The following is a 21,068-nucleotide window of genomic DNA, read 5'->3' on the forward strand; positions in this document are numbered from 1 at the left end:
TTTTGAAACCCTTATTTTAGGGCTTTTAAAAATACCATAAATCAAATTGTGCCAAATTTGTGCCAAAAAAATCATTCAAAAAATGACTCAGTACGTGATAGATCGTTTTAGTCTTCTCTATAATGGGCATAAATTTGGGGTCATTCCACAAAGATAAAATAATCAAAATTATTTAAAGAAAGAAAAAATATGCAAATGTGTTTATGAATCTGGGCATTCCATTTATTTTGTTTCGACAGGATAAAAATGATGATTTTCATCCAAAAAAACAACATAAAAAGTATTTTTATCGAAGTATTCTTCTGTACCTAAATGTAGAGTTTTATGATGATGTTCAGAAACAACAAAACCAATTAGGCGTTTCAAATTATTTAATTTAAACCGAGCCCAAGAAACATCTTCTGGAATATAAGTAGGTTTTGTAAAATAACTGTCTGTCGGAAATGCACCATAAATAACGAAGTGAGGTGGTGGCCAACCAGATAAAGGAGACATAGAAAAAGACTTTAAATCATCTAAAAGATCAATTAAAGCCTCATGCGTCCATTCTGAAAATTTCTGCCCATGACTTTGACTATCATCAAAATAACTAAAATTAAATTTACAGCGTTTAGTCAAGTTACTAGTTGCATTATCTAATATATTGGAAGTTTGAAGTTCTTTTACCATATCAGCCATTGATATTTTACGACGTGTATTATTAAATTTATTATTTTTCGCCATGCAGATTATCTATTTTTTGACTTATGTAACTTTGGACGGCCACCAATCTTATGGCTTTGATAATAATTTGTTATTGATCTATCATTACGAATTAGTTCTCCAGGTAATTCATCTAAACGGTATAAATAACTTTCGTTATTAGTTTTATTTACAAAAACTAAACGATATTTACTTAAATGTTCCATGATATCCACATTATGTGTGGTAAATATAAATTGGGCATTATGAACATTAATGTCAACATTATCAAATAAATCAACCAATAATGATAAAAGATCAGGATGTAAATTTACATCAAATTCATCTAAAACTAATACTCCACCATTAATTAGAACAAAATAATAAAATCCCAATTGAAGATATAAAGATTTTACACCACTTGATTGATCAAAATAAGTTAAAAATAAATTATTCTCTAAAGAGTAGTGAAAAATCGGATAATATTCTTTTTCATTTTTTTCTTTATCTATTCGTTCGTTTACTTCAATGCTATGAATGCCTGTATCTGAAAACTTTAAAAAATTGATTACAAATTCTAAAGCAGCTTTATTATGATAATACAATTCAGATATTTTATTATGATTTATACGAGGCTGTTCTAATCTTCCAAATAAATCTAAATTTGGTGCAGATATTTCATTAAAAAAATTATAAATTTGGCTAATACATGAAAGTTCATATTGGTGAGCTGTACTTATTAATGAAGCATTGTCACGTAGTTTCATAGCTTTTAATTCGTTAAATTCTTTTGTTGTATAAACTATTTTATTATCTTTACGTTCAATAATTTTTTGAGATCTTTTATCTTTGCGATAAATAGTTTCAGTTAAAACTTTTTTCATAGTTACTGTAACTTCATATCTATATTCAATATTATTAGATGAGAATGTTAAAAAAAGATCTGCTGGATTTGGGTTATCAAAATAAGAATAAAATTTTAATTCTTCCTCCGGTTTAGAGGATGAAAAGGAATTGATACAAAAAAATTTCAAAAAGGATAAAACTTTCAAAACATTAGTTTTTCCTGTAGCATTAGCACCTTTTATCGCCAAAAGATTAGAAATATTTTTTCCATGAGAAATAGGTTTGGGACATGAATCTGTGAATCGCAAAGATATTTCAAAGCCCTCTTTAAAAGAATAAAAATTTTTTGCTCCAAATTCTAATAACATAATAAAATACCTTATTGTAAAAAATTGTCAAATTTTACATATTATAAGCTTAATTAGAAATTGTAAAAAGGTATTTTTGTCATTTTGTGACAAAAATATAATTTAAAACAATAAAAATATTTGATATATTATTCTGAAACTAAATTAATTTAAAGATATATTAAATCTATATAATCGCGAATTCTATAATACAGATCGCAAGGATGTAGTGTTTTTGGCATACGATTTATTCAAATTTCTCTCCTGATAAACCTAAATTTGTGCCAAACTAAATCCTTTCAATAAGGCTAATAAAGGAATATTTAGAGATATATATGTTTGGAAATACCCTACAATTAACAATCTAGGAAAATACTAGAAACCGCTATTTTAATCCGCTCTTAATTAGGTAAAAATATAAGAAATTAGTTATATAATAGTTTTCTCTTCATCCAAGGAGCGTGCATGTTAGAAAAAATGAAACAGTATCGTTTAGGTGTGGCTATCTTAGCCTTGGTTATCATTGCTTCAGGACTCATCATCAATAAACTCATAGCTCCCAAACTTGCTGAAAACCTCGTTCAAGGTTCAGGTCGTATGGATGGTGATTTGGTGAACCTTAATGCTAAGTATGCGGGTCGTATTGCAACACTTACTATTTACGAAGGGCAACGTGTTGAAATTGGGCAAAGTATAGCAGTCCTTGCAAGCCATGAGTATGATGCTCAAAAGGCACAGATCGAAGCACAAATAAATGCAAGAGCGCAAGAGCTTAGTGCTAAAGAGACAGAATTAGAAATTGCGACCAAAACCATTCCTGAAACACTTGCCAAAGCCAAAGCCAATTTCTCCATCAAACAGCATCAACGTGAAGAACTGGGTAAAAACATAGCCTCTCAAACCAGTGTCCTTGCGCAAGATAAACGCGATTTAGAGCGTATGAAAAACTTGTATGAACAAAATCTCATCGAAAAACGTCAAGTTGAAGTAGCAGCATTAAAGCACCAAACCAGTGGCGATTTTCTTTCAAGCTTAAACCAAAAACGAGAACAACTTAGTCTTGCGATAAACGTTGCAAACAGTGAACTGATCGAAGCAACAGCGCATCAAAAAACGTTACAGGCAATGAGCCAAGGTGTAGAAGCCATTAAGTCATCACTTAAAGCTTTAGAAGCTTCCAAAACACAGATCGAAGCGGTTTTAAATGAGATGACACTTCGCTCTTCCATTGATGGTGTGGTCGTGGAAAAGATAGCCAACCAAGGAGAAGTCATAGGAGCTGGAAGTGTTGTGGCAACCTTGCTTGATCCAAACTCGCTTTACCTTAAAATCTTTGTTGACACCAAACAAAATGGAAATCTCCAAGTAGGAAATGATGCGGTTATCTTTTTAGATGGAAGACCCAATGAGCCTATCCCAGCAAAAGTCGTGCGCATCGAGCAAAAAGCAGAGTTTACGCCTAAAGAGGTGAGTGTTCCCAGTGATCGCATTCAGAGAGTTTTTGCTTTACATGTAAAGCCACTCTCTCCTCAGCCAACCCTAAAACTGGGCATACCTGCTGTGGGTGTTGTCTCAATGGATGGCAAAGGTTTGCCGAAGAGTTTAAAAAACGTTCCTGAATGAGCACATCATGGAATTAATCGTTGAGAATGTCCGTGTTTACCATAAAAAAAGCCTTGGAATTGCTGGGGCTAGTTTATCGGCAAATGAGGGCGAAATCATCGGCTTTATTGGCGCAGATGGAGCAGGAAAAAGCTCTCTAATTCACGCCATAGCAGGCGTCATTCCTTTTGAGGGGAATGTCACGTTTAATGGTTTGATGTATCATTCTCCTAAAGAGGCTGAGTCGCTTAAGCCTTCCATCGGTCTTATGCCTCAAGGCATTGGTTTGGTACTTTATGATCTACTCACCGTCGATGAACACTTACGTTTCTTTGCCAATATTCATAACATCAAACAAGATGCCACGTTTGAAGCATATAAACTTCGCCTCTTAAAAATGGCAGGACTGGATGCCTTTCAAGACCGTCAAGCGGGAAAGCTTAGTGGGGGCATGATGCAAAAACTCTCCCTCATCTGCACGCTGTTACACCGTCCTAAACTTTTATTGCTCGATGAGCCTACTACGGGCGTTGATCCGCTGAGTCGCATAGAATTGTGGGAAATCCTCGATGAAATTCGAAAGTCTGAAGGAACCATTTCGATCATTAGCACAGCCTACATGCAAGAAGCCGCAAAGATGGATAAAATTTTACTTTTTGATGAGCAAGAGATCATTGCGCAAGGTACTTCGAGTGAATTGATTGACTCTGTTCGTGCCATGAGCTATGTCGAAGGGGTTAAAACGCAAGAGCCGTGTATTCGAACGCTTCATGCGACCTATTGCCTTTCGCCTTTAGAAGTGGAGCATGCAGAGCCAAGCCTTGAAGCACTCTTTTTTGTCAATGCCCTTCAAAAAGGTAGAAAAATGCCTCTCATTGAGATTACCAACAAAGAGCAAACCATTGAATTGCCCGATGTTGTTATGGAATCCAAAGGGCTTACCAAAGTTTTTGGCAGTTTCATTGCCAATGAAAATGTCGATATGACACTGCACAAAGGCGAAATTTTAGGGCTTTTAGGAGCCAATGGTGCAGGGAAAACAACGTTTATCAAGATGCTTTTAGGACTTTACCCCATTGATGGGGGAGAACTCACACTGCTTGGAAAATCCATTCAAACACAAGTTGACCGCCAAGCGCTTAAAGCGAGCATCGGTTATGTGAGCCAGCACTTTGCGCTTTACAATGACATGAGTGTCGAGGAAAATCTGCTGTATGCCGCTTCTATGCGGGGAATTGCGAGGGATGTGGCAAAGAGTCGCATCGCTCGTTATGCCCTAGAATTGGGCTTTGATGAATACCTAAATGCAATGCCTCAAGAGCTACCACTGGGAATCAATCAGCGTTTTTCACTGGCGTCTGCACTGTTGCATGAGCCTGTCATTTTGTTTTTGGATGAGCCAACCTCGGGCGTGGATGCCATCGCACGAGCCAAATTTTGGGAGCTTCTCAAAGCCCTAAAAGAGCGTTGGGAAATTGCTATCTTAATTACCACACACTACATGAGTGAAGCAGAGTTTTGCGATCGTGTAGTACTTTTGCGACAAGGAAAAAAGATCGCTGATCATACCATCGCAGAGTTTTATGCAAAACATCCTAAAGCGCAAAGTTTTGAAGAGATTTTCTTGGAGTACTACCGATGAAACTGGGTGTCGTTAAAGCGTATGTGCTCAAAGAACTCACGGAGATTATAAGATCACGGCTTATCATCATGGTTTATTTGATGCCAACGATGGTGTTAGTGCTCTTTGGCTATGGCATACGCATGGAAGTCACAGGAGCACGTACGCTTATTATCGACAACGACCAGAGCCATTATTCACAGCTTCTTGTGAGTAAGTTTGAACACTCTAAATATTTTGATGCAACCATCGAAAAACGAGGCGAAGCTAAGGCTCTTGATGAAATTCACAAAGCCAAAAGTGACATACTCATCATCATTCCTGAAAGTTTTGAAAAACGACTTTTGCATGGACAATCGACACAAATAGGTGTTTTTGTCGATGCTGCGTTTCCGATGCGAGGCTCAACGATGGAGAGCTACGTTAAAGGTGTTGTACTAGATGCCGCCAGTCAAATGTTGGAGCGCTTGGGTGGCAATGCTCCAACGATTAGTATTAACCAGAGAACACTCTTTAACCAAGCGATGCGCGATGAAGATGCCATCGTTCCAGGGCTTATCGGGCTTGTCATGCTCATTGCACCGGCTATTTTAGCCGCCCTTTTGATCGTTAAAGAGAAAGAGAGAGGTACCATCTTTAACTTTTACGCATCACCTGTTTCTAAAAGTGAGTTTATCGCCGCTAAGCTCATTCCTGTTTTTTTACTGCACTCGATCAATATTTTCATCCTCTTTCTTTGGGCAACGTACCTGTTTGAAGTGCCATTTAGAGGCAGTTTTTTGCTCTATTGGCTTACTTCTGAGCTTTATTTGGTCATTAGTCTCTCCATCGGTATGCTTATCTCCATCATCACGCGTACGCAAATCGTAGCGGTGGTTTTAACGGTTATTGTGACGATCATTCCTGGGTTTTTGTATTCAGGTATTTTGATGCCGATCTCTTCAATGATCGGTGTTTCACGCTATGAAGCGCACATTTTCCCTGTTATGTACTACAACCACATTCTTTACGATGTTTTTTTGGTGGGTGAGGGGTTGGCTTCGTCTAAAACAGTGACGTACATTTTCATCTTGGCATTGTACGCTTTTAGTATGCTCACCCTTGGCAGTTTCTTGCTTAAAAAGGAGCTACGATGAAGGTTTTTTGGGCAGTTGTGGGAAAAGAGTTGCTGAGCTTCATACGCTCATGGCAGTTGGTTTTTGTTGTGCTCTATGCCTTTAGTTTTGAAGTGTACATCGCAGGCAGTGGCATCGAGCTAAAACCTCGTAATATCGCCGTTGGTTACATTGATAGTAGTGGAGGAGGGCTGAGCCAGAAGTTTTTGAGCTACTTCCATGCCCCTGAGTTTTTAGAGCCTGTTTTATTTGAGTCGCAAGAAAAACTCTCTCAAGCGGTGTTTGATAAAGAGATTATGGTGGGGTTAGTATTTGATGATGCTTTTGAGCAAAGTTTTCGTAAAAATCATCATACAACACTGCATGTTCTACTCGATGCAACCGCAGCGTCACAAGCGTTTACGGCACTGAGTTACTTGCAAAACATAGCGATCAATTTTACAGCGCGGACTTTTCCAGTAGACCTTGTAACGCATAAACTCTTTAATGAAAACGCGGACAATCATACTTTTATGGCACTCACTGAACTGCTCTCCATCACAACACTTTTGTCAGTCATTTTAACCGCCGTTGTGTTTGTGAAAGAGAAAGAAGAGGGGACGTGGGACATTATGCTTTTGATGCCTGTGAATGCAAAAATCATCATTTTAGCCAAGTCTTTTTCTCAGGTGATTATTGTGATGGTTGGTATCGTCATTTCGGTGGGATTTGTGATATTTGGTATTTTTAATACACCGATTAATGGTTCATTTTTCGCTTTTTTATTGTTGAGTTTCCTCTATGCTTTTACAGGTGCTGGCATTGGGCTTTTCATAGCGGCAATTGCCAAAGATGTGATGCAAGTAGCACAGCTCTCCATCGTCATTATGTTGCCACTCATCTTTCTCAGTGGTGCGTGGACGCCTATATATGCGATGCATCCGTGGTTGCAGACATTTTCGCTTATTTCGCCTTTGCGTTATTACATTGAAGGAACAGAGAGTATTTTTTTTCGTGGAACGCCTTTTTTAGAGCTTTATCCCTACTTTTTAGGGGTAACATTGGTGGGGAGTGTGGTGTATATGGTAGGATTTCGTAAAATAGGGCGATTATTTTAGTATCAATTTTAACACGCCATTTGGGCAAAGCTCAAATGGCTACGTTACACTGGGTGCTGAAGCTTGCCAATTATATTGGCAGAATTGCTTGATACGTTTTTACATGTAAGATTAATGTAAAAAGTTTTTAATGCCAGTAAAGATGAGTTGAGCCGAAAGTGCCGATAGCACAAGTCCTGTCACTTTACTAAAAACAACGAGTCCTGTACGACCAATAAGTCTCTCGATGTGACCTGAAAGATACAGCAATAATCCAATACTAAAGATAGCCGATAAAAGTGCGCTGGATCCTAGCATTAAGTCTTCAAGACCATCCATATCAGCACCCATAACCATCAAAGCTCCTACGGTTCCAGGTCCTACGGTGACAGGAATCGCCAAAGGTACAACGGCATGTTTTAAGATATCTGTTTTACATGTAGGCTCAGCGTTGATATCTTTTTGAACTAAATCAACAGCTGTTAAAAACAAAAGTGCTCCTGCTCCGATACGAAACGCATCAAGGGTGATACCAAAGAGTTCAAAAATGTATTTTCCAAAAAAGAGAATAATCAAACACGTAATAGATATTGCAAGGGTTACTTTGATCGCAAGACGCTTTTTGTCGCTTTCATCAATACCTTTGGTCATTGATAAAAAGATAGTCGTAACAAAAAAAGGCGTCATAATGAAAAAGAATTTCACATAAATCGCAAAAAAAGCAGAAAGATGAATCATAGTGTCTCCTTAAAAAGAGTTGGCATTATAGCACTTTTTCAGTTGCGCTTTGGCAGAATTGAGTTATGAAAAAAGAGATACTTTACCTAACCGAATACTTAGCAAAAAGTGAAGGCGAGCAAGAACGCATTTTTTATGCATTGCTCATGCAAAACCTTGCTTCACAAGAACTGTACACTCCCACGAAGTTTACACAAGCACAGATTGAGACGTTAATGTCCCGGCAAGGGTTTTCTCCTCCATCTGGTTTTATTGAAGGAACGAAAGCACTGGATGCTGCTTTTGAGTCTGCTCTTCCTGCTCCATTACAAGAAGCCAAAAAAAGCCTCTTTATGACACTTCTAAATGTCAATTTTCCTAAAAAGAAGGGGTTTTTGAGTGTTTCATTAGAGCTGTTTCTTTCTCAATTAGAGCCTGTAGAAAAAAGTATTTATGAGAATCTTTTGGCTTATGTGGCAGGACTAAACCGTGCACTTGCGCTCTTTTTTATTTTAGGAAAGGAAGATACACAAAACTTTGCACCTGAGCGATTGATTGCCTTTGGAGAGTCGTTACACGATAAGCTATTAGAATTTCTTTTTAACGAAGAGGAAAAAGCACTTTTAAGTCAAGGACTTAAAGAGTTACTGGGTGTTTACCTCAGTCTTTATGGTAAATATCTTTACATGTAAAAAGGATTGTGATGAGCGAAGCAGAAAACGAACTCAGTTGTGCAGAATGTGGAACACTGAACTGTCATAAACACGAAAGCCGTTACCCTAAGTTTTGTTTAACGACCAATGTTGATGAAAAGATGTTGGAAGAGTCTTTGGAATGCTATAAAGACGAAGAGGGTATTGATCGTAAAATCGCAATGGCAGCAGCTGACATTGAAGGTGAGTACTATGGAAAACTCACACGTGTTGAAGAGATACTTGCTTTTGCAAGACGGATTGGTGCTAAAAAGATTGGTATAGCTTCGTGTGTTGGATTAGCGGCTGAGTCTAAAGTCTTTGCAGAAATTCTCAAAGTTAATGGCTTTGATGTTTTCATGGCAATCTGTAAAGTAGGCTCACGCGATAAATGCGAAATTGGACTCACAGAAGAGCAAAAAATCCGCCCCAATACGTTTGAGCCAATGTGCAATCCTGTGCTTCAAGCCAAGTATCTAAACCGTGCTCAAACCGATCTCAATGTCATTATGGGATTGTGTGTCGGACATGACTCACTTTTTATCAAATACGCGCAAGCCACCACAACATACCTTGTGGTAAAAGACCGTGTTTTGGGGCATAATCCTGTTGTAGCACTTTATACAACAGGCTCTTATTATAAAAAACTTTTAAGCCCAAAAGAGTACTAATCGGTTATAATAGTTCTAAATCATAGAAAACAGAGGGTAAATGTGCTCATAAAACTTTGGTTAGTGCTACTTGTATTGATACCATATTCTCTTTTTTGCATTGAGTTATCGACAGATGAAAAAGTCTATTTAGAAAAATTAGGCACCATAAAAGTTTGCGTTGATCCTGATTGGGAACCTTTTGAAATGATGGATAAAAAAGGTAATTATACAGGTATAGGTGCTGATCTTTTACGCTTAGTTAGCAAACGAATAGGGTTAAGTGTTGAGATAGTACCAACCAAAGATTGGGATGAAAGTGTCGCGTACTCAAAAGCAGGCAAATGCCAAATTATCAGTTTCCTCAATCAATCACCTTACCGTGATACATGGCTATTGTTTACCAAACCCCATTTTAGTGACCCCAATGTCTTTATTACAAGGGAAGAACACCCTTTTATTGGTGATCCTAGAGATTTGATACATGAAAGTATTGTCTTTCCTGTTGGCACTGCAATGGAAGAGTTTGTCCGAAGTGAATACCCAAATCTCAAAATCATGACCACGGCATCTGAAACAGATGCTTTTAAATTTGTTTCAGAGAAAAAAGCAGACATCACAATGCGCTCTTTGATCGTTGCTGCGTATACGCTTAAAAAAGAGGGCATGTTTAATCTCAAAATTGCAGGGCAATTACCTGATTATACCAACCAATTGCGTATAGGTGTCATCAAAAGTGAGCCGATGTTGCGTGATATTTTGAATAAAGGTGTTGATACCATTAGTGCAGAAGATCGAGCTTCTATTGTCAATAAATATGTTTCCATCAAAGCGCAAACAGCCTACGACTATGACTTAATTCTCAAAGTTTTTTTTGTTTTCCTTATGGTAGGACTATTGCTTTTGTGGCGTTATTATAAGCTTAGAAAGTACAATAAAGAGTTATTGTATCTCTCTGAAACCGATATTTTAACTAAAATTTATAACCGAACTAAGATTGAAAAAGAGCTTGTAACTCACGTAGAACATGCCAAGCAAATGAAAAAGAATTTTTCTATTTTGCTTATTGACCTTGATTTTTTCAAGGTAGTGAATGATACGTTTGGTCATCCTGTTGGTGATCAAGTTTTGATCGAAATGGCGCAGCTTATTAAAGAGAGTATTCGCCATGATGATCTACTTGGGCGTTGGGGCGGCGAAGAGTTTTTAATTCTTTGTCCTAATAGTACGCGAGAAGATGCTTACAAAGTGGCTGAACGTATTCAAGAAAAACTCAAAAGTGCAGTATTTTCTACACAGCAACGTCAGAGTGTAAGTATTGGAGGTGAGTCAATGAATCTTGATGATACGTCTTATACACTTATTTCACGTGCAGACATGGCACTGTATAAAGCTAAAAATGCAGGTCGGGATACTATATGTTTTTTTGAGTGATTCATTTTTTCCGCTACAAAACCTCAGGATCTTTCATTATATATTTATTTATATAATGCTTAATATAATATAAAAAAATATATTTTGGTCATTCATTCTTTACCAATTTTAAGATATGCTAAAGTTGCATATGACTACAATACTCCCGTTGTTCATGATATTATGCTTACGTGGTAAGCCTACATACGTATCGTGAGGGATATATTTTCTTAAAATTATATAGACTTCATTACTATACCTCTATGTCTTTCTTCTTCAATTAACAACATTTTGTATGCATAAAACGTTCATTGGTGGTCAATGATACATTACCGTTTTTATGCTATGTCTACATGGAATTATTTTACATGTAAAAAGATGCAGGAGGAAATCGTGCAAGATCAAAGAAGGAGTTTTCTTAAAAAAACTCTAGGAGCGAGTGCTGTAGTAGCCACTGTTGGCGTTAGTGCCATTGCAAGTGACAAAGGTGTGCAAACAGCTGGAAGTAACGGTGTTGTCAAGGGAAAATCGAAGAAAAAAGAGATTCTCTATAAAAAAACAGCCAATTGGGACGCGTATTATCACGCGGCAGTTTAAGGAGGCATTATGAGTAAAATGACACATGAAGATTCCTTAAAAATTGGAAGACGTGCCTTTCTAAAAATGGCAGCAATCGGGGCGAGTTTTGGAGCAACTGAAGTTTTTGCAAGTAGCGATTCATTGCGTCCGGCTACCGAAGAAGAAGTGAAAAATCCTTTTCCAGGTAGTAAGCGAGTCAAAACTATTTGTAGTATTTGTTCAGCAGGATGTGGCATCATTGCTGAAGTTCAAAACGGTGTTTGGGTACGTCAAGACGTGGCACAAGACCATCCGATTAGTGAAGGTAGCCATTGCTGTAAAGGAATCGATCAGATTGATTTGGTTAAAAGTACACAACGTATTAAATACCCTCTGAAAAAAGTAGACGGAAAATGGCAACGTATCAGTTGGGATCAAGCCATTAATGAAATTTCAGAGAAAATGCTTAAACTAAGAGCTGAGAACGGTCCTGATGTGGCAATGTTCTTAGGTTCTGCAAAATTTAGTCTTCAACAATCCTTTTATTTTAGTAAATTTGCTGCAATGTGGGGAACAAACAACTTAGACCACGTTGCCCGCGTATGTCACAGTGCTTCAGTTGCGGGCGCTGCCAATACATGGGGCTATGGTGCTATGACCAATCACTTTGGTGATGTTGTTGAAAATTCAAAAGTCATTATGATGATTGGTGCAAACTCTGCTGCTGCGAATCCTATTGGGTTTAAACACTTTTTACAAGCAAAAGACAGAGGTGCTACGCTCATCGTTGTAGATCCTGTTTACACAAAAAGTGCGGCTAAAGCAGATCATTATCTTCGTATTCGCACGGGTACGGACATTGCGTTTGCGTATGGTATGCTTCATCTTATCTTTAAAAATGGTTGGGAAGATAAAGAGCTTATCAATGAGCGTGTTTACGGTATGGATGAGATTCGCGCAGAAGCTGCCAAATGGACACCAGAACTCACTTCTGATGTCACAGGCATTCCAGTAGAACAAATTATTCAAATCACCACGCTGTTTGCAAAAAATAAACCTGGATGTGTGGTGTGGTCACTGGGCATTACGCAACACTCTGTGGGTTCATCTAACACCAGAATCCTTCCTATTCTTCAACTTGCTCTTGGTAATGCTGGTAAAAAGGGTGGTGGCTGTAACATCATCCGTGGACACGATAATGTTCAAGGTTCAACCGATATGGGAAATATTGCTGATACATTACCAGGGTATTATGGTTTGGATGATGGCGCTTGGAAATACTATGCTGAAACTTGGGGCGTTGATTATGAATGGCTCAAAGGAAGATTCTTTGAGAAAAAATGGATGAATGAAAAAGGTTTCTCGCTTTCAAAATGGTGGCAAGGTGTTCTCCAAGAGGAAAAAACACACTCTTCTAGTCCTATTCGTGCCCTTTGGGTTCAAGGAACAGGTATTACTTCCATGACCCAACAAGCGAAAATCAAAGAGGCACTTGATAAATTAGATCTACTTGTTATTGCCGAGCCTTTTGTGAATGAAGCGGCGATTTTAACCAGTCGCAAAGACAATATTTATATTCTTCCTGTGGGAACACAGTTTGAGAGTGAAGGAACCGTAACCGCAACCAATCGCTCTGCACAGTGGCGTACTAAAGTCGTTGAACCTCTTTATGAAGCAAAGGAAGATCAAGAAGTGATGTTTGCGTTTGCGAAAAAATTTGGCTTCTATGACCAGTTTGTGCAAGGTATGAAAATGGGCATCAAAGAGGGCAAAGTTGTTCAAGTCAAAAATGATTTTAAATGGCCAGATGATGCGGTTAATGAGATTGCTCGCTCTGTAAAAACGATAGGACTCAGTGGTTGGACGGCTGAGCGACTTCGTAAACACCAAGAGAATTGGCATATGTTTGATCCTATTACCCTTGCGGGAAAAGGTGAAATGAAAGGTCAGTATTACGCACTTCCATGGCCATGTTGGGATGAAAAACATCCAGGATCACCAATACTTTTTGATGTCAATACACCAGTTAATGATGGCGGTATGGGCTTTAGAAATCGTTTTGGCGCTGAGCACAATGGCATGAGTCAAATTGCAAGTAAAACAGTGACCATTAAAGGCTCAAAAGTACAGGGTGGTTATCCTGAAATCACCAAAGCCAATATTGAAGAGATTCTTGGTATTAAACTTACCGAAGAAGAAAAAGCTAAAATGGGTGCAAACTGGAAAGTGGATTTTAGTGGGATTATTCAAGCCAAATGTCGTGAAGCGGGAGTGTGTGTTTATGGAAATGCACGAGCACGTACGATCGTTTGGGAGTTCCCAGATCCGATTCCACAACACAGAGAGCCTATCCACTCACCTCGTTGGGATTTAGTCCAAAAATATCCGACCTATGATGACCAAGTCAATAACTTTAGGGTTGAAACAAAGTATAAATCAGAACAACAAAAACAAAACTGGTTTAAAGAGTTCCCAACCATGATGGTCAGTATGAGGGTTGTTAACCTCTCAGGTGCTGGAATGCTTGAGCGAACCAGCAAATACCTCTCCGCGATTACGCCAGAAATGTTCTGTAACATTCACCCAGATCTTGCCCTTAGTAAAGGCATTCGTAATGGTGAGATGATGTGGTTACATTCACCGCATGGCACCAAAATTAAGGTCAAAGCATATCATAATGAGAGTGTTACACCTGATCGTGTCTGTATGCCATACAACTTTGCTGGCATGTTCCAAGGTGCGGATTTGAGTGCGAATTATCCAGAAGGTACAAAACCGTATAGCATTGGCGAGAGTTCCAATACGATTGTCAATTATGGTTTTGATGTTATTACTCAGATTCCTGAGTTTAATGCCGGCTTATGCCGTGTTGAAAAAGCGTAGGGGTGAGCGATGAGTGAAATGTCAAGAATGAAATTTTATTGTGATGATCACAGATGTATAGAATGTTTTGCATGTTCCGTAGCGTGTGCAGAAGCGCATGAGCTACCAACAGGTATTAGTCGTCGTAAAGTCATTACGCTAAACAATGGCGTAGAAGGTAAAGAAGTTTCAACTTCTATGGCATGTATGCATTGTACCGATGCACCGTGTCAGCAAGTCTGTCCTGTGGATTGTTTCTATATTCGTGAAGATGGAATTGTCTTACACGATAAGAAAAAGTGTATTGGTTGTGGTTACTGCTTGTACGCTTGTCCATTTGGTGCTCCTCAGTTTCCAAGAGATGGCGCGTTTGGAACAAAAGGAGCTATGGATAAATGTACCATGTGTGCAGGGGGACCTGAAGAGACCAATTCAGCAACGGAGCGTCATTTATACGGTCATAACCGTATTGCAGAAGGACGTGTGCCTATCTGTGCAGCGGTATGTGCAACCAATGCTCTTCTTGTGGGTGATGCAGAGAGTGTCTCTACTATGTATCGTAAAAGAGTCGTAGGGCGCGGAACGAAGCGTATTTAATGAAGGAGTCGCGAATGAATAAAATAATCTATGGATTCATTGTGCTCCTAAGTTTGGCATCAGTGGCATACGCTACCGATAGCCAAATCTGGGGAGAGATGCGCATCCAAAATATCTTAGGATACGATAAAGAAGGAAGTACACACTTAGGACAACTCTTCACCATGCTCCAACATCAATACTTTGCATGGATATTCCTAGGAGTATTAATTGGCGTTCCAGGAGCCTTCTTTATCCATTATAAGATTATAGGTCCCAAAGTGTTTCCACACAGTGAAAAGAAATACTATGCCTTTAACCTCTATAATAGAATTATCCACCAAGTAGCAGCAGTGAGCTTCTTGGTTATTATCCCTACAGGATTCATTATCGTCTTTGGTGACTTCTTTGGTGGTGGAACACTCGTTAGAATGGCAAAGAACCTTCATGGCATCTTTACCATACCTTTTACCATTGTTGTCATTCCTATGGCACTCATGTGGCTTAAAGAAGCCCTCTTTAATATGGATGATGTGAAATGGTTTATGATCCTAGGTGGTTATCTCTCTAAAGAGAAAAAACCTATCTTGGCAGGGAAGTTTAATGCAGGTCAAAAGATGTGGTACTGGGTAGCAATACTAGGAGGAATCACGATGATTCTGAGTGGTGCCTTTATGTTCTTCTTAGACTTTAAAATGCAAATGTTGCATAACTTAACAGGAATGAGTCAAATCGATATGTTACGAGCTGCAGCGATTATCCATAATGTCATGGGCTTTGCAGTCTTAGCACTGTTTATAACCCATGTGTATATGTCTATGTTTGCTATTAAAGGAGCCGTGCATAGTATTATCACAGGCTATGTTGAAGAAGAAGAGGTCAAGATTCTTCACAGCACGTGGTATAAGAAGCTTAAGGATCAGGGTAAGTTTTAACAATATTGTATAAGAAGAAGCCCTAAAATAGGGCTTCTTCTAGTTCATATCTGCTAAGAGTTTACCAAAATAACGTGACTTGATCTGCTCACTTGCTATGATTTGTTTAACGGGTGGGAGTTTGAGGAGTACGCCCAAAATGGCTGCCATAGCACGGTGGTTCCAGAGCGCTTGATTATCAAAAATAAGCTCTTGTAATTTTCCTCGCTCTATCGCCATCATAACAGTTTTGTGTACAGAATTCACAGGGGTAATGATGCGCCGAGCACGCTTTTTAAGAGAGATGATGTTCTCTTTACAGGCTGTAACACAAACACCACATCCCAAACAACGATCTTCATCCAACTGAGCTTTCATTTTTTTAGGTTTTTGTGGATCATGCGCTGAAACCATAGAAATGGCTTCTACAGGACACGCTTGAGAACATTTGCTACATCCATGACAGGTAAGATCAATTTCGGGTAAAAAATTGGTTGTCTCAACGGGATTTAAAAAGGCAAAACGGCGCGCGGCTGTGAGTGCCTCACAACAACAGCTACAGCAATTGCAGATGAAATTGACACCACTTTGAGCATTCTCCCCAAATTGTACGAGGTTATGTTCTCTGGCCTTTTCTAAAAGTTCTAGTCCTTCACTTTTTTCAACAAGTCTTGTGTAGCCATACTGTGAAAGAGAATGTGCCGTGTTGCCAAATGTCATACAAATCTCCATAGGGGCATTGCAAGCCGTGCCAAGATGCTGTTTTTTATGACGGCAATAACACATCCCAACACCCATGAATTGGAAACTTTCAATGATATGTGAAGCGCGCTCATAATCCAATACATATAGGCTATTTTGCGAGGAGAGAGCATTTTCATTTACAAAAGTACGCCCAGGTTTCGTTTCTCCGCTAAAGAGTGTTTTTATGAATTCTTCTTCGACACTGAGGTATTGGTAAAAGAGTTCTGAAATCAACTTTTGATCAACATGCCCACCTGTACGCATAAGGCTAAACTCAAAAAAACCAGCCATCGGAGGAGGTAGGACATACGTTGAGCTACCATTTTGCTCAATGTCGATGAGAAGTGCTTTCGAGCAAAGGGAATCTAGTATTTTTTGTGCCTCTAACATACTCACTTTCCAATTTTGAGCGGCTATTTCCATTTTAAAAGGTTTGATAGGTAAAAGAGAGACGAGTTCGGCTTCTTTAGGCGTAAAAAGGAGGCTTAAAATGTCATAGAGCGTTTGTGAAGGTGGAGCGCCTAGCGGAAAACGGTTGAGGCGCTCTATGAGATGTGTATAACCTTCTCTTGAAGTAAGGTGTGACATGGAATCATCTCCTTTATAAAAGGCAGAGATAGTTTATTGTAAAAGCACCAAAGGGGCGCGACTTGACTTTGACGAAAACCCAATGTTAACGTAGTTTGTAAAGCTTTGCTTCGCAAGCGTAACGAAAGTTCTGTAAGAACCTTATTTGAATAAGATGCTTCCTAGACGAATCATGTTTGAACCACACGCAATAGCAAGTTCAAAATCTTGGCTCATGCCCATAGAACAATACTTTGCACCTTGATTTTGAAGTGACTCAAAAATTTCAGAGGTAGTTTCAAAGCTTTTTTGGATAATGGCTTTTTCTTCAGTATGTGCGCCAATACTCATGACACCTTTGAGTTGAAGATGTTTACATGTAAGGTTTATTTGCTCATAGACTTCCAGCGCAACTTCAGGTAAAACACCTGCTTTTTGCTCTTCATAGGCACTGTTGATTTGAAGGAGTACATTCATCGTTTTACCTTTGACAGATAAACGTTTATCAAGCTCTTGGGCAAGCTCAAGTGAGCTTAGTGAGTGCATCAATGAAGGGTTCAGATCAATGAGCTGGTTGATTTTATTGGTTTGCAAACGTCCGATAAAATGCCATTCTAACGGTAAATGAGAAAGTGCATGAACTTTATCACTCATATCTTGAATTTTATTTTCGCCAAAAGAACGCTGACCGATGTTATACATTGCTTCGACCATTTGTGGAGTTGCACTCTTACTAGCAGCTACAATTTTAACAATACGGTGCTGATCAACACTCAATCGTGCTTTTTCAACACGTGTCAAAATCTCATCAAAAGTGTTTACAAAATTTTTAGTTTCCATTGGTCAACCTATAAATATCATTAAAAATACTCAACGCCATGAGGCTTAAGAGTAGCATCCATCCAGCCGTAGTCATACCTCTAAGAACCTTTTCGCTCGGTGCTCGTTTGGTAATAAGCTCATAGGCATTAAACATAATGTGCCCACCATCAAGTGCAGGAATCGGTAGAAGATTGAGAACACCAAGGTTGACTGAAATGAGTGCTGTTAACGCAAAAAGAGCGACAATACCTGCGGCACTTGCTTCTGATGTCACTTGTACAATAGAAATAATACCACCCAACTCTTTAGGTGAGACGACACCTTCAACCAATTTTTGAAGACTGGTCAAGATAAGTTTTGTTGCTTTTACCGTTTGATCATAGGCAAAGCCCAACAGTTTATCTGCACTGTAGTTTACTTCAATGGTCTTACCACTAGGTGAAACACCGATCATCTTTTTTTGCTTTGTTTCACCAAACATGTTTTGGTATTCATTGATTTTAGGCGTTATGAGAAGGGTTTGAACACTGCCAGCACGCTCAACTTTTAATTCAAGTTTACCCATACTGTCTTGGATAAGTGTACTGACTTCATCCCAGCCTTCAATTAATGTTCCATTGATCATAACAATACGGTCATTTTCTTGGAGTCCTGCTTCGAAAGCAGGAGAGTTTTCGCTAATTTTACCAATGATGGGAGCGTATTTGCTAACACCCATGGAACCAATTGCCATAAAAAGTAAAAAAGCGAGTAAAAAGTTTGCAAAAGGACCTGCAAAGAGAATAATAATACGTTTCCAAGGCTCTTTTGTGTTGTAGCTATCGCTATCAAAGCTTACTTTTGTAGGATCACGGTCATCTTGTCCTTTCATCTGAACATAGCCACCAAGTGGAATAAGCGAAAGACAATACTCAGTGTTTCCCACTACTTTAGTGAAAAGCTTTTTGCCAAAACCAATACTAAAGACTTCAACATGCACTCCAAAAAAACGAGCGGCAAGGAAATGTCCTAATTCATGAAAAAAGATAAGAAAAGAGAGAACCAGAATGGAGGTCAATGTTCCCATTAATGGATTCCTTTTTTAGTATATCCGATGATATACTCATACCCTGAGTACATTGTAAGAGCAACAGCTGCCCATAAAAGGATATTGGCATAAGGCCAGTTCATCATCATAAAACCAATAGCGATCATTTGAAGAACGGTTTTTACTTTTCCAGCCATACTTGCAGCGATATCTTTACCTTCACCCATTGCAGCAACACGAAGTCCCGTTATGAAAAACTCACGCGTAAGAATGAGAAAGATTGCCCAAGCATTCGCCCGATCGATCATCATCAGCCCTAAAAAAGCCGCAAGTGTAAGCATTTTATCGGCAAGTGGATCAAGAATTGCTCCGAGTTGGGTCTTTTGATCCCAATTACGTGCAATATAGCCATCAAAAAAATCTGTTGCACTGGCAATAACAAAAATAAGTGCGGCAAAATAGTCCAGCCATGTTGAATGTACACCCGCAAAAAGTGGCAAATCACGGTTGACCAAAAGGACAAACATGATTGGAGCTAGCCCGATACGTAAAGAGGCTAAGAGATTGGGAAGGTTCATCATTTAAATGTTGTTCCGCCATCAATCAGCATGGTATGTCCTGTAATCCAAGACGCTTTATCCGAACAGAGAAATAAACAAGCCCCTGCAAGATCTTGTGGTTGTCCCATGCGACCGAGTGGTGAGAGTTTTGCTGTGATATCACGAACTTCTTCATAGTTTGTAAAAGCTCTTAACGCGTCAGTTTCAATTGGACCGCCACTGACAGCATTGACACGAATGCCTATAGCACCAAGCTCTGCTGCTGCATAACGTACCATAGTTTCAACGGCAGCTTTTGCAGTGCCATGACCTGCATAGTTTTCGATGTACACAAGGTTACCTGTTGATGAAAGAGAAATAATGCTTCCTCCTCCCACTTTTTCCATACGTTTAGCTGCTTCTTGAGCGCCAACCACAAATGCATTAACGGTTGCTGTAAAGATGTTGTTGATACCACGAGGTTTAAGTTTCATAAACTTTGTATATCCACCAACCACTGGGCGACCTGAGATAATAGCGTTAGAGATGAAAAAGTCCACACGATCAAAATCTTTATCGATTTCTAAAAAGAGGTCTTTATAGGTCTCTGGCTCTAAAATATTAAGGGCATATGCTTTGGCTTTGATGCCATACTTTTGTTCTAAATCTTTAACTTGTGCAATCGCTAACTCTTCATTTGAGTTATACGTAAAAGCAATATTTACACCTGCTTGGGCAAATTCATAAACGATGGCTTGACCGATACCTCTGGTACCCCCGCTAATGACAAGTGTTTTTCCCTTCATTAAAATCCTTTTATTGTATATTTTTTGAGTGTATTCTCGATACGTTTCATATTGTCGTTGCTTGGTGCGCACAGTGGTAAACGATATTCTAATGTTTCAAGTAAGCCTGCAATGTACATCGCAGCTTTAATGGGAATAGGGTTACTCTCACAGAAAAGTATTTTGTTGATCTCATACAGTGAGTCATTGATCGCTTTTGCACCGTGATAATCACCTTTAAGCGCTAAATGTGTCAATTCTGAGATTTGATCTGGTAGAATGTTTGATGTGACAGAGATAACACCTGAGCCACCGTTTGATAGAATAGGGTAGTTAATGGCATCTTCACCACTAAATACTGCTAGTTTAGGTTGGTGTGCAAGCAAATCAACACATCTATCAATAGAACCTGTTGCTTCTTTAACGCCGAAAATATTTGGGCATGCTTCAAAGAGCCTAAAAATAGTATCTGGAAGCAAGTCGCATCCTGTACGTCCTGGTACGTTGTACAAAAGTACAGGAATATCAACAGAGTTTGCTATAGCTTTATAGTGTTGAAACAATCCTTCTTGCGTTGGTTTGTTATAGTATGGTGTGACAGACAAAATTCCATGTGCGCCATGTGCTTGCGCAAATTTTGCCAACCCAATAGCTTCATGGGTTGCATTGCTTCCTGCTCCTGCAAGAACTTTAACATCGCTTTTGGAACAGACATCAACCGCAATTTCAATACAACGACGATGTTCGTCATGGTCAAGTGTTGCACTCTCTCCCGTTGTTCCAACAGGAACAACAACATCGATGCCATTTTTAATTTGTCTCTCTATTAGTTTTGCATACTGAACTTCATCTAATTTACCATTTTTAAATGGGGTGATAAGAGCTGTCATCGCTCCTTGTAACACGTGTTGCAT

At 39.0% G+C, this 21,068-nt stretch carries 20 protein-coding genes; 11 read left to right on the forward strand and 9 right to left on the reverse strand.

All coding sequences use genetic code 11. The features are described 5' to 3' along the window. Positions 1-222: 222 nt before the first annotated feature. The gene (locus V7Q04_RS06245) at positions 223-723 is read right to left on the reverse strand and encodes a hypothetical protein (RefSeq protein ID WP_333804076.1); all 501 of its coding nucleotides are present in this window, start codon (positions 721-723) and stop codon (positions 223-225) included. Positions 724-728: 5 nt separating this feature from the next. After that, positions 729-1,895, reverse strand: coding sequence for an AAA family ATPase (locus V7Q04_RS06250; RefSeq protein WP_333804077.1), 1,167 nt, complete (start codon positions 1,893-1,895; stop codon positions 729-731). A 444-nt stretch (positions 1,896-2,339) separates the two neighbouring features. Between V7Q04_RS06250 and V7Q04_RS06255 the strand changes: the two genes are divergently transcribed. From V7Q04_RS06255 to V7Q04_RS06270, 4 genes are read left to right on the forward strand one after another with little or no spacing between them, the layout of a single operon-like run. Continuing rightward, positions 2,340-3,497 carry an HlyD family secretion protein gene (locus tag V7Q04_RS06255; protein ID WP_333804078.1) on the forward strand — a complete coding sequence of 386 codons (1,158 nt, stop codon included), beginning with the start codon at positions 2,340-2,342 and terminating at the stop codon, positions 3,495-3,497. 7 nt (positions 3,498-3,504) lie between these two features. After that, positions 3,505-5,118: an ATP-binding cassette domain-containing protein gene (locus V7Q04_RS06260; RefSeq protein ID WP_333804079.1), complete on the forward strand. Its 1,614-nt coding sequence runs from the start codon at positions 3,505-3,507 to the stop codon at positions 5,116-5,118. Then, positions 5,115-6,233 carry an ABC transporter permease gene (locus tag V7Q04_RS06265; protein WP_333804080.1) on the forward strand — a complete coding sequence of 373 codons (1,119 nt, stop codon included), beginning with the start codon at positions 5,115-5,117 and terminating at the stop codon, positions 6,231-6,233. Before V7Q04_RS06260 ends, V7Q04_RS06265 begins: the two co-directional genes overlap by 4 nt. After that, positions 6,230-7,309: an ABC transporter permease gene (locus V7Q04_RS06270; RefSeq protein WP_333804081.1), complete on the forward strand. Its 1,080-nt coding sequence runs from the start codon at positions 6,230-6,232 to the stop codon at positions 7,307-7,309. Before V7Q04_RS06265 ends, V7Q04_RS06270 begins: the two co-directional genes overlap by 4 nt. A 111-nt stretch (positions 7,310-7,420) precedes the next feature. Here V7Q04_RS06270 and V7Q04_RS06275 read toward each other — a convergent pair whose 3' ends face one another. Next, positions 7,421-8,026, reverse strand: coding sequence for a MarC family protein (locus V7Q04_RS06275; RefSeq protein ID WP_333804082.1), 606 nt, complete (start codon positions 8,024-8,026; stop codon positions 7,421-7,423). A 65-nt stretch (positions 8,027-8,091) separates the two neighbouring features. Between V7Q04_RS06275 and V7Q04_RS06280 the strand changes: the two genes are divergently transcribed. The 7 genes from V7Q04_RS06280 to V7Q04_RS06310 all read left to right on the forward strand — a co-directional run bounded on the left by V7Q04_RS06280 (position 8,092) and on the right by V7Q04_RS06310 (position 15,691). Further along, positions 8,092-8,697, forward strand: a complete 606-nt coding sequence (locus tag V7Q04_RS06280; protein ID WP_333804083.1) for a hypothetical protein — start codon at positions 8,092-8,094, stop codon at positions 8,695-8,697. Positions 8,698-8,708: 11 nt separating this feature from the next. Next, positions 8,709-9,368, forward strand: coding sequence for a DUF1847 domain-containing protein (locus V7Q04_RS06285; RefSeq protein ID WP_333804084.1), 660 nt, complete (start codon positions 8,709-8,711; stop codon positions 9,366-9,368). A 42-nt stretch (positions 9,369-9,410) separates the two neighbouring features. After that, positions 9,411-10,781 carry a diguanylate cyclase gene (locus V7Q04_RS06290; protein ID WP_333804085.1) on the forward strand — a complete coding sequence of 457 codons (1,371 nt, stop codon included), beginning with the start codon at positions 9,411-9,413 and terminating at the stop codon, positions 10,779-10,781. Positions 10,782-11,153: 372 nt separating this feature from the next. After that, the gene (locus V7Q04_RS06295; RefSeq protein WP_333804086.1) at positions 11,154-11,357 is read left to right on the forward strand and encodes a Tat pathway signal protein; all 204 of its coding nucleotides are present in this window, start codon (positions 11,154-11,156) and stop codon (positions 11,355-11,357) included. 9 nt (positions 11,358-11,366) lie between these two features. Beyond that, positions 11,367-14,201 carry a formate dehydrogenase subunit alpha gene (locus tag V7Q04_RS06300; protein ID WP_443070035.1) on the forward strand — a complete coding sequence of 945 codons (2,835 nt, stop codon included), beginning with the start codon at positions 11,367-11,369 and terminating at the stop codon, positions 14,199-14,201. Between the two features lie 18 nt (positions 14,202-14,219). Further along, positions 14,220-14,777, forward strand: a complete 558-nt coding sequence (gene fdh3B / locus V7Q04_RS06305; protein WP_333804429.1) for a formate dehydrogenase FDH3 subunit beta — start codon at positions 14,220-14,222, stop codon at positions 14,775-14,777. A gap of 14 nt (positions 14,778-14,791) precedes the next feature. Next, entirely contained in the window at positions 14,792-15,691 is a 900-nt protein-coding gene (locus tag V7Q04_RS06310; protein WP_333804087.1) for a formate dehydrogenase subunit gamma, read from the forward strand. A 39-nt stretch (positions 15,692-15,730) separates the two neighbouring features. Here V7Q04_RS06310 and V7Q04_RS06315 read toward each other — a convergent pair whose 3' ends face one another. The 6 genes from V7Q04_RS06315 to dapA form a co-directional block, all read right to left on the reverse strand. Continuing rightward, positions 15,731-17,002, reverse strand: coding sequence for a 4Fe-4S binding protein (locus V7Q04_RS06315; RefSeq protein WP_333804088.1), 1,272 nt, complete (start codon positions 17,000-17,002; stop codon positions 15,731-15,733). 141 nt (positions 17,003-17,143) lie between these two features. Beyond that, on the reverse strand, positions 17,144-17,821 hold the full coding sequence (locus tag V7Q04_RS06320; protein ID WP_333804089.1) for a YggS family pyridoxal phosphate-dependent enzyme: 678 nt from the start codon (positions 17,819-17,821) through the stop codon (positions 17,144-17,146). Next, complete coding sequence (rseP, locus tag V7Q04_RS06325; RefSeq protein ID WP_333804091.1) at positions 17,811-18,869, reverse strand: RIP metalloprotease RseP; 1,059 nt, start codon at positions 18,867-18,869, stop codon at positions 17,811-17,813. Before rseP ends, V7Q04_RS06320 begins: the two co-directional genes overlap by 11 nt. Then, positions 18,869-19,411, reverse strand: coding sequence for a CDP-diacylglycerol--glycerol-3-phosphate 3-phosphatidyltransferase (gene pgsA, locus V7Q04_RS06330; RefSeq protein WP_333804092.1), 543 nt, complete (start codon positions 19,409-19,411; stop codon positions 18,869-18,871). Before pgsA ends, rseP begins: the two co-directional genes overlap by 1 nt. Continuing rightward, positions 19,408-20,175, reverse strand: coding sequence for an enoyl-ACP reductase (locus V7Q04_RS06335; RefSeq protein WP_333804093.1), 768 nt, complete (start codon positions 20,173-20,175; stop codon positions 19,408-19,410). The genes pgsA and V7Q04_RS06335 overlap by 4 nt, the downstream gene beginning before the upstream one ends. Next, complete coding sequence (gene dapA / locus V7Q04_RS06340; protein ID WP_333804094.1) at positions 20,175-21,068, reverse strand: 4-hydroxy-tetrahydrodipicolinate synthase; 894 nt, start codon at positions 21,066-21,068, stop codon at positions 20,175-20,177. The genes V7Q04_RS06335 and dapA overlap by 1 nt, the downstream gene beginning before the upstream one ends.

It is taken from the genome of Sulfurospirillum sp., from assembly GCF_036802865.1.
GTDB lineage: Bacteria > Campylobacterota > Campylobacteria > Campylobacterales > Sulfurospirillaceae > Sulfurospirillum.